Genomic DNA, 13,547 nt, shown 5'->3' with positions numbered 1-13,547 from the left:
ACAGGGTTCAAAACTCGATCCCGCGTTGCGGCTTGATGCCGCTGCGGAACGGGTGCTTTACGAGCGTCATGTCGGTGACGAGGTCGGCGAGTTCGACCAGTTCGGCCTTTGCGTTCCGGCCGGTCACGACTATGTGCAACATCTCGCGCTTCCCTTTCAGTTCGGCCAGCACCTCGTCCAAGGAGAGGTAGTCGTACCGAAGGGCAATGTTCAACTCGTCGAGGACCACGAGGTCGAAGATGGGATCGCGGAGCAGTCGCACGGCCGTCTGCCATGCCTGGTGCGCATTGGCCACGTCGCGTTCGCGGTCCTGCGTCTCCCAGGTGAAGCCTTCGCCGAGGACGTACCATTCGAGCTGCGGCGCGAGCTTCTTCGCCAGGGCAGCCTCGCCGGTGGCGATGGCCCCTTTCGTGAACTGGACAACACCCACCTTCAACCCGTGACCGAGGGCGCGGAACACAATGCCGAGCGAGGCCGTGGTCTTGCCTTTGCCCGCCCCGGTGTTCACGATGATGAGGCCCTTTTCCTGCGTCGCCGCCGCGAGTTTGCGGTCGTGGGCCTCCTTGCGGCGGACCATCTTCTGACGGTGTTGTTCGTTCAGGTCGTCACTCATGTCCGTACTCCTTCGATTGCGAGGCCTCGCAACCTGTCGAACGGGATCGCCGCGGCGATCCCATCGGCCAAGCGGTCCAGCCCGGCCTGCAACCGGCTCTCGTGCGCCTCGGCCCTCGCTTCGAACCCGGCATGGAGCGAGGCGAGCCACGCCCGACGGAGGCCGTCGTTGGCGAAGAGGCCGTGGAGGTAGCACCCCCACACGCGGCCGTCCGGCGTGGCGCAACCGTCCTCGACTCGCACGTCCACCGCGCGACGAGACGTGATCGCGAACAGCGGCAACGGCGTCGGCGTTCGACCCATGTGAATTTCGTAGCCGGTGACGGTCGTTCCCGAAACGCTCGCCATCCAGCCGGCCGCGGAGAGGAATTCGGCCCGCACCGGGTGCGTGTCCTTCTCGGCGGCGAACGTCGTTTCGACATCGAGCAAACCCAACCCGACCACTTCCCGCACCGACGACTCGACGGACTGAGGGTCGCGAATTGTCCGGCCGAGCATCTGGTAGCCGCCGCAGATGCCGACGACTGCCGTGCCCGCCGCCGCCAGCCGGACGATCGGTTCGGCCAGCCCGCGGTCGCGGAGCCAGAACAGGTCGGCCGTCGTACTCTTGGTACCGGGCAGAATCACCGCATGGGGTCGGCCCAAGTGCGACGGCGAGTCCACGAAACGGAGGCGGACGCCCGGCTCATTTCGCAGCGGGTCGAAGTCGTCGAAGTTAGCGATCCGCGGCAGGCGGATCACGGCGATTTCGATGGGTCCGATTCCCGACGGTGTTTCCGTTTCGATGGCGACCGCGTCCTCGTCCGGCAGACCGTGCCGTGGCAGGTAAGGCACGACGCCGAGCACCGGCACGCCGCCGCGATCTTCCAGGATACGGACGCCGTCCTCGAACAGTGTCGGGTCGCCGCGGAACTTGTTCACGATGAGGCCGCGCACCCGCGCGCGTTCTTCGGCCGAAAAAAGCGACAATGTGCCGAGCAGTTGGGCGAAGACGCCACCACGGTCGATGTCGCCGACGAGCAGGACCGGAGCGCTCGCGTACTTCGCCACGGCCATGTTGACGATGTCGCCGGCCTTCAGGTTCAACTCGACCGGGCTGCCTGCCCCTTCGATTACGACGAGGTCGTGATCCGCCCGCAACCGATCGAGGGCGGCGGTAACGTGGCCCCAGAGGAATTGCTTGCGCTCGATGTAGCTACGGGCGGGGAGCGTCTGCCACACCTTGCCGTTGACGACGATCTGCGACCGGCTGTCCGCCTCCGGCTTCAGCAAGACCGGGTTCATGTCCGCCGTCGGCTCGACCCCGGCGGCGAGGGCTTGCAGCGCCTGCGCGCGGCCGATCTCGGCCCCGTCGGCGCACACCGCCGCGTTGTTCGACATGTTCTGAGCCTTGAACGGCGCGACTCGCAGGCCGGTCCGCGCGAACAGCCGACACAGCCCGGCGGTCAGCAAACTCTTGCCGACTGACGAACTCGTGCCTTGCACCATGAGCGTGCGCGCCGGCTTCATGGAACGGCCCCCGCCTGCCGGATCGTGGCCGCCGAAAGCGTCTCCAAGGGGTGGCACGCGCAGCCGAGGGCGATCGCTAACTCTTCCGCCTTGCCCCCGCCCGAACTTTCGGCATCGATCACGATGGCCCGCAGGTTCGATCGGGTGAGCCGGGAACACGCGACCAACGATTGCTCCCACGGATCGCCGTCCGTGCCGGGCAAAGGCACGTTCGCCTTCCCGTCGCTGACGACGACGAGCAGGACAGCCGCCAGGCGTTCCGCCGTCAACTCGGCCGCCAGCGTGAGGCCATGGGCGAGTGGCGTTCGGCCGCCCGTCGGCAAGCGGGCGAAGGCGTGTTCGGCGACGGGAACCTTGGCCGTGGGCGAGAGCAAGCACTCGGCCCGCGAACCGCGGACCGCGATCACCGCCACCTCGTCCCGCTGGCGGCCGGCGTCGGCGAGCAGGCCGAGGGCGACCCCCTTCACCGCTTCCATCCGGCGGCGTGCCCCCATCGAGCCGGACGCATCGACGACGAAGAGGACCAGTGACCTCTGGCGTTCTTCGCGGAGCTTGTACCGCAAATCCTCCGGCCGAACCTGGCCCACACCTCGCTGGGCCGCAGCTCGCAAGGTCGCGTCCAGGGCGACGCTGGAACTCGCCGCGTGACGAACCGTTCGCACGGATCGGCCGTTGGGCTGGTCGGGCAACGGGTTTCGCCGTCCCCGATCTGGCGAATCTTGTTTCGCCTCCGTCGGCGCGAATAACTTCGGCAACGACAGGACAGGGCCGGGCGGTGTGACGCTTTCTTCGGTGGTCCCCGAGTGATCCGGCGACGGCCCCGAAAACCAGTCCGACGGCGGAGACGGGGCGGGCGGGGCGGGTTTCGGTCGCCGTCGCTGCGGGAGGACGAGTTCCGCCGCCGCCCGCAAATCGTCGGCCATCACCTGGGTACGTTCGGCCACGGCCGCCATCGCCCGCGAAGCCCGGCTCAGCGCGAGATCAGCCCGCAAGCCCTCGACGTGTTCTTCGCAACACGTTTCCGCGATCTGAAGCGTTTGCCCCTCGGTCAACAGGGTGGAAGGGAAGACATCTCGTGCGACCGTGATTTGGGCGGTCAACGCACGATCCTCCCTCGCCCACTGGCCTTGAAAGAGAACCGGGTCGGCGTCGTAAGCCAGTCGCCGTCGCGTGGCCTCCGCCCGCTCACGCGGGTCCGTCGAAGTGGTGACGTTGACCCGCAGACCGAAGCGGTCTGCCAACTGCGGCCGCAACTCGCCCTCGTCCGGATTCATGCTGCCGATCAGGATGAAGCGGGCCGGGTGCCGTAGGGTGATAGCCTCCCGCTCGACCGTGTTGGTCCCACTCACAGCCGCGTCCAACAGAAGATCGACGAGGTGGTCGGCCAAGAGATTGACTTCGTCGATGTACAACACCGCCCGGTGGGCCGTGGCCAGAAGGCCCGGTTGGAACACGGGGCGGCCCTCGCGCAGCGATCGCTCGATTTCCAGCGACCCGGCCACGCGGTCTTCCGTTGCCCCCAGGGGGAGTTCGACGAACGGAGCCGGGATCGTTTCGACCTCGACCGCCTCTCGCCCGCCGCAATGAGGGCACTCGCGCCAGACAGCGGCCGGATCGCAGCGGAACGGACAGCCCCGGACGACGTGAATGGGCGGCAGCAGGGCTGCGAAAGCGCGGGCCGTGGTGGTCTTGGCCGTGCCACGATCACCTGCGATCAGCACGCCGCCGAGGGCCGGACAGACCGCGTTCAGCAGCAGCGATCGCTTGAGCAGGTCTTGCCCGACGACGGCCGAAAACGGGTAAGTCACGACGAGGCGGCCTCCGTTCGAGCTTCGAGCAGGTCATCGCCCGCCCGGTGGACCGCCTGAATCGCGGCCAGCGTCTCCGGGTTCGGGTTCTCCCAGAGGCCGCGGTGGGCCGCTTCCAAAAGGCGGTCGGCAATCGCCTTCAGCGCCCACGGGTTGCTGGCCGCCAGGAAGTTCTGCGTGTCGGAGTCGAGGGCGTAAGCCTGGGCCAGCCGCTCGTACATCCAGTCGTCGATCACTTCGGCCGTCGCGTCGAAGCCGAAGAGATAGTCCACCGTCGCGGCGAGTTCGAGGCCGCCTTTGTACCCGTGCCGCTTGATGCCCTCGATCCACTTCGGGTTCACGACGCGACTGCGGAAGACGCGGTGAGCTTCCTCCTTTAAGTCTCGGACGGCCGGGCGGGCCGGGTCTTGGGTGTCGCCGAAATAGTGCCGTGGTTGCTTCCCCGTCAGGGCGCGGATGGTGGCGATCATGCCGCCGTGGAACTGGAGGTAGTCGTCGCTGTCGAAGATGTCGTGCTCGCGGTTGTCCTGGTTGTGCAAGGCCACCTGTACCCCCGCGAGCCGGTGGCGGAAGGTGTCTCGCGCGTCAATGCCCACGTCGTCGCCAGTGTAGGCGTACCCGCCCCAGTTGACGTAGGCCGTGGCGAGGTCGGCGTCGCTCGACCAGTTCTTCTCGTCGATGAGCGGCAAGATGCCCGCCCCGTAGCATCCCGGCGGCGAACTGAACACGCGGTACAGGGCTTGCCGTTCAGTCTGCGCCGAGCAGTCGGCGGTCGTGTTCTCGAGGTCGGCCAGGAAGTGCTTGCGGAGGAAGTTCATCTCGGGTGGTTCGTCCAGACGGGCCACCGCGGCGACGGCTTCGTCGAGGACGCGGACGACGTGCGGGAAGGCGTCGCGGAAAAAGCCGCTGATCCGCACAACCACGTCGATCCGCGGGCGGCCGAGTTCGGCGAGCGGAATCACGGCGAACCCGGTGAGGCGGCGGTTCTGCTCGTGCCAGACGGGGCGGATGCCCAGCAGTGCGAACACCTGCGCCACGTCGTCGCCCTGCGTCCGCATGGCGCTCGTGCCCCACACGCTCAGGCCGACCGTCTCCGGCCACTCGCCAGTCTCGCGGCGGTGCCGCTCGGCCGCCTCGCGGGCGAGTTCCTGCCCGACGCGCCACGCCCCCGGCGACGGCAGCGCCCGCGGATCAAGGGCGTAAAAGTTTCGGCCGGTCGGCAGGATGTGAGCCATACCCCGCGTCGGCGCGCCGCTCGGCCCTGCCGGAACGTACCGGCCGTCGAGACCGCGGAGCAGATTCGTCACTTCGTCGGTCGATTCGCCGACGATGGGAACCAACCGCTGACAGACGTGCGTCAGCACCGCGGCAACCCGTGCGACTGCCGGGCCGTCGGGCAACTCCCGCCGGAGGAGCGGGGCGATCGCGGCGAGAGTATACTCTTCGTGCCGCAGGGAGTCGAGGAGGTGCTTGCCGAGTTCGTCCAGGCTTTGCAGGGCGTCCGCGTGGGTGAACAGAACCCGGCCGGCGCGGGCCGAGAGGTCCGGGGGAGCGTCGAACCGCTTCCCGCGATTCGTCAACAGTTCGTCCAGACTCAGGCCGAACGCCTCGGCGAGAACACCCCGCAGGCTCGGCGTGTCCAGATTCGGCAACCGCACGAGCGATTGCACCAAGTCCACCAACTGCTCGCCCTCGGGCGGCCGGCCGAAGGTGTGCAGGCCGTCGCGGATTTGTGCCCCGGCCAGTTCACACAAGTAGCCGTCGAGGTCTTCGACGACGTGGGCGAACTCGCGGCCTTGCAGGTTCGCCAACGACAGCGGGGTGCCGTCGGCGGTCACGCCCTCGTCCCACTCGTGCTTGTGGTCGCCGTGGTCCTGCTTGAAGACCTGCTTCAAGTCCTCGTCCAGATTCGCCCGGCGAATCAAGTCCCAGATTTGTTGCTGCAATAGCGGCAGCTTCGACGGGTCGAGCATCTCGACCTGGTAGTACTCGTCCACTAACTGCATGAGCTGGTCGAGTTCGCCGTAGGAGTCCGCGGTCGTCATCGCCGGGATGAGGTGGTCGATGATGACCGCCCGGCTGCGCCGCTTCGCCTGCATCCCCTCGCCGGGGTCGCTGAGGATGAACGGGTAGAACAGCGGCAGGTCGCCGAGCATTGCCTCCGGGAAGCACTCATGCGACAGGCCGACGCCCTTGCCCGGCAGCCACTCGACGCTCCCGTGCTTGCCGACGTGGACGATCGCGTCCGCCCCCCACACGTCCTTCAGCCAGCGGTAGAGCGCGTAGTAGTAGTGTGGTGGCGGCAGGTCCGGCCGGTGGTAGATCGCCTGCGGGTCCATGCCGTAGCCGCGCGGTGGTTGCAGGGCCACGAGGGCATTGCCGAGTTCCAGCCCGGCGAGGCAAAGGTGGCCGTCGTGCAGGTAGGCCGTGCCCGGCGGCGGCCCCCACTTCGCCTCCATCAGCTTCCGCCGCGATTCGGGAAGCTCCGCGTACCAGCGGAGGTACGTCTCGACTGGAACCCGAACGGCCGCGTCCGCCACCTGATCGGGCGTCAGGTACGTTTCGTCGTAGCAGCCGCGGTCGATGAGGGTGTGGATCAACTCGTCGGACGTCGCGAACGGGTTCTCGACGGCGTATCTGGCCTCGGCCATCGCGTCGAAAATCTCGAACAACGAGGCGGGGGCGTCGAGGCCGACGGCGTTGCCCACGCGGTTCGCCTTGCCGGCGCTGTTGGTCAGGATAAACGCGATCCGCTTCTCGGGGTTCGGCTTCCGCCGCAGGGTCGCGAAGCGGGCGGCGAGACGGCCGACGAGTTCGATCCGGCCCCGCTCGCCGACGTAGCGGATCACTTGACCCGGCACGTCGCCCTCTGGAATCGCGTCCACCGTCGGCAGTGCCCGACGGGACGGCGGCCCGTCCGGCGACACGGTTTCCTTAAACGAAATCGGCACGGTGATGATGCGGCCATCGAGCTCCGGCAGGGCCACGTTCATCGCCGTGTCGAGGGGGCCGAGGCCGCGGGGACTGGCATCCCACTGGTCGAACGACGTGCCGGCGATGATCGCCTGGAGGATCGGCCGGTCGAGCCATTTCAGGGCTTCGGGGCCGTCTCGCCCGTCGCCGAGGGAGAACGACTGAGTGCAGATCACCGAGTCAATCACCGGCCCACTCGAATCGCAGAGCAGATTAAACGCGGCCGGCTTGCCGGCAACCTGATCCTTCAGCGACGACGTGAATACCGGCAGCGCGTCCACGCCGAGTTCATCGAGCACGTCGACGAACGTGTCAACGAAGTCGAGGTTCCCGCTCATCCAGTGGGCACGGTAGAAGAGGATCGCTACCGCCGGTCGGGTCGGGTCGCGGTGGGCGAGCCAGTCGGCGAGCGTCGCGTCGGGGGCCAGGTCGGGGTGGTAAATGCCGTGCTGCGGCTGTTCCGTCGGCCGGTCATAGCCGTGGCCGCTGAGCAACAGCGTGTCGGAGAGGAATCGGGCCATGTGCGAGAGGTTCGACCGACCGCCGGCCAACAGGTAGGCCATCGTCTCCATCAGGAGCGCGGGCGGGGCGGTGGACGCGGCTTCCAGTTCCGGGTCGGGCACGCCGACGCCGTTGACGAAGAGGAGGTGGCCGCCGCTCTCGCGGACGAGCTCTCTCAGGCGGTCCACACCGGGCAGTGACCGCAGACTGCCGTGCAGCCGCACGATCACGACCTGCGGCACCTTGCCACGGTTGACGACAACTTCGACCAGGTCTTCCTCTCGCCGCAGTCGGTTCAGGCTGGCCGCCCGCACCGGCGGAAAGCCGGGCGGCAACTCCGCGAGCGACCGTTGCACCGTCAGCACATCCGTGTCAGCGTGCGTCAGCAACAGCAGCCCGGCCGCCGTGCCCTCGACGATCGCCCGGACCTCGGCAGACACGTCCCCGCCCTGGCAGTTCGCCCAAGCGTAATAGTTGAAGAGGCGGTCGGCGAGTTCCAGCGGCGGGGGCAATAGCTTGTCGGCGTCGAGCATCTTGTCGATGTAGTCGTACAGCATCACGTACTGACTCGGCCGGTCGATGGCCTGGAACCACATCGGCTTGCCGTCGAAGAACAGGAGCGCGACGTTCGCCAACGGGCACGGGCCGAGGCAGCCGGCCATTGTCAGTTGCACGCGGTCGCGGATCTTCCGCCGCTTGTACTCCTCCTTGATGAAGTCGATCGGCACGGCCGGGATGTTCCGCTCGGTGTGCCCGCAGCAGCAGCCGCGGGCGCAGATGAGCAGGTGGCCGCGCTTCGGCTGCATGAAAATCGGCTTGCCGTCGGTGCGGACGATACGCTCTTTGCTCGGCTTACCGGACATTCTCAATCCTCATGGCGGCGAGCTGTTTCACGAGCGCGGCGGGCGTTCGGGGTGGACGAAGTTCGGACGGCCAGAGCGCCGAGGGTTGCAAGGCGTTCACCACGTCGAGTACCCAGGGCGTTCGGAGGCCACTCCCGCGAACGGCCTGACCGTCGCCGAAGATTTCTTCCGGCGATCCGCACGCCGACACGCGACCGCCGTCGAGGACGGCGATGCGATCCGCCCAGGCGTAGGCCAGATCGACGTCGTGCGTAGAGAACACGATCGTCGTCCCCTGCCCATGCATCTGATCCAGTAAGGCCAGGAGATCGGTGCTAGCGTGCGGGTCTAGGTTCGCCGTCGGTTCGTCGAGCAAAATCACTGCGGGCTTCATCGCCGCGACGCCGGCGAGGGCCGTACGCTTCTTCTGCCCGCCGCTCAGCCGGTACGGCGGCCGGTCGCCGAGGTCCGTCAGTTCCATCGCGGCCAGGGCTTGCTCGACCCGCTGGCGGGTTTCCGCTTCGGTGCACCCGAGGTTGAGGGGGCCGAAGGAAACGTCTTCGTAGATACTCCCGGCGAACAATTGGTCGTCCGCGTCCTGCAAGAGTGTGCCGACCCGCTGCCGAAGATTTCGCAACCCCGCCCGCGTGTATTCAACCAAGCGGCCGGACAGTCGGACCTCGCCGCTGCGAGGCTTCAACACGCCACAGAGGCTGAGCAGGAGCGTCGTCTTCCCGCACCCGTTCGCCCCGAGCAGCGCGAGTTTCTCGCCGGCGTCAACGGCCAGAGTGACTCCCGCCAACCCGACGATGCCGCCGGGGTAGGCGTACTCGACGTTCCGGGCTTCGAGGATCGGTTCGCTCACAGATTCCCTCGCCCGGCGGCAACGGCCCACGCCGCGAGGAGGATTTGCACGGCTACGACCAACCCCAGCACCGGCCACGACACGCGACGCCGCGGCGAGAGAGTTCGCAGTTGGCCGTCGTAGCCGCGGCATTCCAACCCGCGTTCGAGCCGCTTGGCCTTCTCGAAACTGCGCGGCAACAGATTGGCCCCCAAAAGCCCTGCCGCCCGAACGCGAGCCCGCGGGCTTCCGAGGCCCAGGCGGAGTTGTTGGGCGAGGTGGGCCGACGCGACCGTGAGCAGCAGCGATTGCGAGAAGCGGTACGTCAACAACATCCACTCCGTCAGGACTTCGGGACAGCGGATGGCCCTCAGCAGGCCGAGGAATTCCGGCAGCGAGGTCGTCGTGGCAAAGCTCACGAGGCAGGCCGTGGCGGTCAGCCCTCGCAAAACCAAGTGCCCGGCCGCGGCAACGTCGAGCCGCCATTCCGCTTCCTGGGTGTCGGGGTTCACGCCCGACGCGACCAAAACCGGGATCGCTCCCACGAGCAGAAATCCGAACGGGGCGGCCATCCCGCCGGCGAACTTCCGCCACGAAACGGCCGCCAGCAGGAGCGTCGTGGCCGTGACGGTCGCCAGGACAACACCGAGCACGACACCCGAAGGGGCCGCGACGGACAACAGGAGCATCCCGCCCGCGAAGACGGCCTTCTCGGCCGGGTGGCGCAGTCGCCAGCGGTTGTCAGGGTCGTAGATTTCACGCGCGTTCATTCGCTCTTCCGTCCCGCGTCGCGCGGCCGCGGTAGAAGCCGAGAACGTAACCCAACACCAACGTCCCCAGCGAGGCCTGAACGGCGAACAACAGCGATGCGACTTCACTGCTCGGAGGGGTCCAAAGCGGCTCGGCCCACCGCGAGTAGTCCGGGTTCACATCTTTGATCGCCTGTTGGGCCTGGTCGTCCGTCCCGGTAAAGGTCTGTGTTTCGTCCCCCTTCTCATGGAGAGCAAGGGGGACGCAAATCAACCCGATCACGGCGAGTACGAGCAGGGCGTTCCAGAACTTGTTCACGCGGTTCCCCCTTGTGGAACGACGCCGAGGGTTTCCAGTTCCCGGCGGTCGTAGGCCATGAGGGCGTTCATCACCAGGACCGTCAGCAACCCCTCGGCAACCGCCAGGGGAACCTGCGTGATCGCGAACACGCCGAGGAACTTGGTGAACGACGCGACGAACCCGCCGGCCGGGTCGGGGAACGCCCAGGCCAGTTGGGCGGCCGTGACAACGTAAGTCGCCAGATCCCCGAGGGCGGCGGCGAGAAAGGTGGCCACCCGAAACGGCAACCGGGCCGTCCGCGCGAGGCTGTAGACACCTCGCGCCACCCAGGCCCCGGCGATCCCCATCGCGAACAGATTCGCACCCAGTGTCGTTAACCCGCCGTGCGCGAGCAAGAGGGCTTGGAAGAGCAGGACGATGAAGCCGCTCACGACCATCGGCCGCCAGCCGAAGAGGACCGCCCCCAGGCCGACGCCGGTGGGATGTGAGCAACTGCCCGTCAGCGACGGCAGTTTCAGGGCAGACAGGGTGAACATGTAGGCGGATGACGCGGCGAGGAGGAACTTGTCCTGCGGTCGCGATCGGAGGGACCGCCCCACGGACCAGACGCAGTACGTCAGAATCGTGCCCGAAGCAATCCCCCAGCCGACGGCGTGGGTGACCGGGAGGTAGCCTTCCATGATGTGCATTGCGGACCTTCCCTCACGACTCTCATCCGGTTCGGAAGAAGCGCGGGAAGGACAGGGACAGCCGCCACGGTCGGCGGGAAAATGTGCCTGGCCGTCCGGCGGCCTGCTCCCGAGGCGTCGGATCGTCATTCGCGACAGGCAGGTCTTCTGGCTTTCGGCTCATAACGGTTCGGAATGGCCTTCCCGCAAGATTTCACCTTGCAGTGGCACACGTGATTCCGAACCTGGCCGATCACAGCGGCGGGCCCGCGTCGGATTCAAACCGACTTCCCTTTTCACTCGCCGGGGAAAAATTCCGCTCGGCGAAACCTGTCGTTCGTAAACATAGTCACCACCCCGCACAGGAACAACCCCATGACCCCGGCCGAGGTTGCCGCTCACCTCAACTCGCTCGCGAAGCCGCCCGGCAGTCTCGGCCGACTGGAAGATTTGGCGGCCCAACTCTGTCACCTGCAACAGACGCTCACCCCGAAGACGACCCCGCGGCGGATCGTTCTCTTCGCGGCCGACCACGGCGTCGTGGCCGAGGGCGTGACGGCGTGGCCGTCGGAAGTAACGCAACTCATGGTGCGGACCATCGCCCGCGGTCGGGCCGCGAGCAGCGTCCTCGCCGCCTCCACGGGCACGGACCTGCGAGTCGTGGACGTGGGAACTCTGGGGCCGACCTCGCCCGAGGCAACCCTCCACGTCTGGAAGGTTCGGGCGGGGTCGCGGAATCTGGCCCGCGAACCGGCACTGACGGTGGACGAGTTCCGGCAGGCGGTCGCCGTGGGCGAGAAGCAAGCTGAGTCCGCGGCGGAAGCCGGGATGGTCGTCGTGGCCGCGGGCGAAATGGGGATTGGCAACACGACCCCGGCGAGTTGCCTGACATCGCTGCTCACAGGTTCACCGACGGACGAAACGGTCGGCTTAGGGGCCGGTGCGGACGATGCGATCCTCGAACGCAAGCGGCGAGTTGTCGGCGAGGCCGTTGACCGCGTTCGCGGCAAGCTGCCGACGGACCCCGAGACTGCAATCGCCGCCGTGTGTGGACTTGAGATCGCCGCAATGGCGGGCTTCTACCGCCGGGCCGCGGTTCTGAAGCGGACCGTCGTTCTGGACGGGTTCATCGCCACGTCGGCAGCACTCGTGGCGGAGCGGCTGTGGCCGGGGACCGCGCGACAGATGATCGCCGCCCACCGATCGGCCGAACCCGGCCACGCCGTCGCGTTACGGCAACTCGGGTTGAAGCCCATCCTGGACAACTGGGGGATGCGGTTGGGCGAAGGGACCGGCGCACTCATCGCGATGCCCCTGCTGGACGCGGCGGCCGCCATCATGGGGATGGCCATGCTGCACGAGGCCGGCGTGCAATGACGATCCGCCACCAGTGGCACGCGGCCGTCACGGCCGTACAGTTTCTGACGCGCGTTCCGCTGCCGGGGGGGATGAACCGGCCGAACGCCGATCCGGGCCTGTTGAAATCGGCCGTCGTCTACTTCCCGTTGATCGGGGCACTCGTCGGCGCGTTCACCGGCGGCATCATCGGCCTGACACAATTACTCTGGCCCGCCCTGATCGCGGTCGTGCTCGGCCTGATCGTCGAGGCCCTGCTGACGGGCGGCTTCCACGAGGACGCGGTCGCCGATTGTTGCGACGCCTTCGGCGGCGGCTGGTCGCGCGAAGACGTGCTGCGGATCATGAAGGACAGCCGCATCGGCAGCTTCGGCGGCCTCGGTTTAATCCTGGCCGTCACTCTCCGGACCGCGGGCCTGTTGGCGATTCCCCCCGAACAGATTCTCGCGGTCGCCATCGCCGCCGGGACGCTCGGGCGATGGGCCGCGCTGTTGCTGATGTCCGCCATTCCGCCGGTGACGAACCGCGACGGGTTGGCCAAAGACGTGGGCCAACGAGTGGGCTGGCCCGCGGTCGCCGTCGGTTTGCTGCTCGCCGTGCCGGGGGTTGTGGGTTTCGCCGTCGTTGACCCGATCCGGTGTTCGGCGGCGGTGATCGCGGTCGGCCTGATGACGGCCTTGTGGGGTTGGTACGTGCGGCGGCGGCTCGGCGGCGTCACCGGCGATTGTTTGGGGGCGGGGTGTTACTTCGCCCAACTGGTCGTCCTGCTCGCCGCCACAGCCCGGCCGATCATATGAGCCGTACAGTGACTCTCGTTCGCCACCCGCCGGTGGCCGATTCCATCGTGGGATTCTGCTACGGGGCCAGCGACGTACCGTTAGGACCGGAAGGAATCGCCGTCGCCCGAGAACTGGTCGTGATCCTCTCCCAACGATCCGTCACCCGGATCGTCCACACCGGACTGAGCCGCACCGCGGTGGTCGCGGAGGGATTGGCAGAGAGGATCGGGATCCCAACCGTCGCCGATTTTCGGCTGCGCGAGCGCCACTTCGGGACGTGGGAGTTGCGTCGCTGGGACGACATCTACGCCGAGACGGGCGAGGAAATGATGGGCATAATTCAGGCCCCGGACTCGTGGCGACCGCCGGGCGGTGAGACGCTTTTCGAAATGCGCGACCGCGCGCTGGCGTGGTACCACGAACTGCCCGCCGACGGCCACTCGATCGCCATCGCACACGGCGGCCCGATCGCCGCGATCCTGGGCACGCTTCAGGGCGTACCCGCTGCCGAGTGGGTCAAGTTAATCCCCCGACCCGGTCAGATCGTTTCGATATCGTAAGGCGTCCACCGGCCTCCAGGCCGGCGACCTCGTCGCGGATCACCT

Annotated in this window: 11 protein-coding genes and 1 riboswitch; of the genes, 3 read left to right on the top strand and 8 right to left on the bottom strand. The window is 67.4% G+C overall.

From position 1 onward, the window contains the following. Positions 1-7: 7 nt before the first annotated feature. The 8 genes from cobO to PX52LOC_RS25670 are packed head-to-tail and all read right to left on the bottom strand — an operon-like array spanning position 8 to position 10,828. A complete protein-coding gene (cobO, locus tag PX52LOC_RS25705) occupies positions 8-613 on the bottom strand; it encodes a cob(I)yrinic acid a,c-diamide adenosyltransferase (protein WP_149112768.1) in 606 nt (201 codons plus the stop codon). Next, complete coding sequence (locus tag PX52LOC_RS25700; protein WP_149112767.1) at positions 610-2,121, bottom strand: cobyric acid synthase; 1,512 nt, start codon at positions 2,119-2,121, stop codon at positions 610-612. The genes cobO and PX52LOC_RS25700 overlap by 4 nt, the downstream gene beginning before the upstream one ends. Then, a complete protein-coding gene (locus tag PX52LOC_RS25695; protein ID WP_149112766.1) occupies positions 2,118-3,929 on the bottom strand; it encodes an ATP-binding protein in 1,812 nt (603 codons plus the stop codon). Before PX52LOC_RS25695 ends, PX52LOC_RS25700 begins: the two co-directional genes overlap by 4 nt. After that, entirely contained in the window at positions 3,926-8,266 is a 4,341-nt protein-coding gene (cobN, locus tag PX52LOC_RS25690) for a cobaltochelatase subunit CobN (RefSeq protein WP_149112765.1), read from the bottom strand. Before cobN ends, PX52LOC_RS25695 begins: the two co-directional genes overlap by 4 nt. Next, the gene (locus tag PX52LOC_RS25685; RefSeq protein WP_149112764.1) at positions 8,256-9,110 is read right to left on the bottom strand and encodes an energy-coupling factor ABC transporter ATP-binding protein; all 855 of its coding nucleotides are present in this window, start codon (positions 9,108-9,110) and stop codon (positions 8,256-8,258) included. Before PX52LOC_RS25685 ends, cobN begins: the two co-directional genes overlap by 11 nt. Further along, complete coding sequence (gene cbiQ / locus PX52LOC_RS25680; RefSeq protein WP_149112763.1) at positions 9,107-9,859, bottom strand: cobalt ECF transporter T component CbiQ; 753 nt, start codon at positions 9,857-9,859, stop codon at positions 9,107-9,109. The genes PX52LOC_RS25685 and cbiQ overlap by 4 nt, the downstream gene beginning before the upstream one ends. Next, positions 9,846-10,157, bottom strand: coding sequence for an energy-coupling factor ABC transporter substrate-binding protein (locus tag PX52LOC_RS25675; protein WP_178132572.1), 312 nt, complete (start codon positions 10,155-10,157; stop codon positions 9,846-9,848). Before PX52LOC_RS25675 ends, cbiQ begins: the two co-directional genes overlap by 14 nt. Further along, positions 10,154-10,828: an energy-coupling factor ABC transporter permease gene (locus PX52LOC_RS25670; protein ID WP_149112762.1), complete on the bottom strand. Its 675-nt coding sequence runs from the start codon at positions 10,826-10,828 to the stop codon at positions 10,154-10,156. The genes PX52LOC_RS25675 and PX52LOC_RS25670 overlap by 4 nt, the downstream gene beginning before the upstream one ends. Positions 10,829-10,948: 120 nt before the next feature. Further along, positions 10,949-11,156: riboswitch (cobalamin riboswitch) on the bottom strand. 26 nt (positions 11,157-11,182) lie between these two features. Between PX52LOC_RS25670 and cobT the strand changes: the two genes are divergently transcribed. The 3 genes from cobT to PX52LOC_RS25655 are packed head-to-tail and all read left to right on the top strand — an operon-like array spanning position 11,183 to position 13,502. After that, the gene (cobT, locus tag PX52LOC_RS25665) at positions 11,183-12,184 is read left to right on the top strand and encodes a nicotinate-nucleotide--dimethylbenzimidazole phosphoribosyltransferase (protein ID WP_149112761.1); all 1,002 of its coding nucleotides are present in this window, start codon (positions 11,183-11,185) and stop codon (positions 12,182-12,184) included. Next, a complete protein-coding gene (locus tag PX52LOC_RS25660; protein WP_149112760.1) occupies positions 12,181-12,960 on the top strand; it encodes an adenosylcobinamide-GDP ribazoletransferase in 780 nt (259 codons plus the stop codon). The genes cobT and PX52LOC_RS25660 overlap by 4 nt, the downstream gene beginning before the upstream one ends. An 8-nt stretch (positions 12,961-12,968) precedes the next feature. Then, positions 12,969-13,502, top strand: coding sequence for a histidine phosphatase family protein (locus tag PX52LOC_RS25655; RefSeq protein ID WP_168219200.1), 534 nt, complete (start codon positions 12,969-12,971; stop codon positions 13,500-13,502). Positions 13,503-13,547: the final 45 nt, after the last annotated feature.

Source organism: Limnoglobus roseus (assembly GCF_008254045.1).
Classification (GTDB): domain Bacteria; phylum Planctomycetota; class Planctomycetia; order Gemmatales; family Gemmataceae; genus Limnoglobus; species Limnoglobus roseus.
This window is presented reverse-complemented; position numbering and strand designations above follow the sequence as displayed.

Coding starts and splice junctions, on each gene's coding strand:
- cobO (WP_149112768.1), bottom strand. CDS start 613: ATGAGTGACGACCTGAACGAACAACACCGTCAGAAGATGGTCCGCCGC.
- PX52LOC_RS25700 (WP_149112767.1), bottom strand. CDS start 2,121: ATGAAGCCGGCGCGCACGCTCATGGTGCAAGGCACGAGTTCGTCAGTC.
- cobN (WP_149112765.1), bottom strand. CDS start 8,266: ATGTCCGGTAAGCCGAGCAAAGAGCGTATCGTCCGCACCGACGGCAAG.
- cbiQ (WP_149112763.1), bottom strand. CDS start 9,859: ATGAACGCGCGTGAAATCTACGACCCTGACAACCGCTGGCGACTGCGC.
- PX52LOC_RS25670 (WP_149112762.1), bottom strand. CDS start 10,828: ATGCACATCATGGAAGGCTACCTCCCGGTCACCCACGCCGTCGGCTGG.
- cobT (WP_149112761.1), top strand. CDS start 11,183: ATGACCCCGGCCGAGGTTGCCGCTCACCTCAACTCGCTCGCGAAGCCG.
- PX52LOC_RS25660 (WP_149112760.1), top strand. CDS start 12,181: ATGACGATCCGCCACCAGTGGCACGCGGCCGTCACGGCCGTACAGTTT.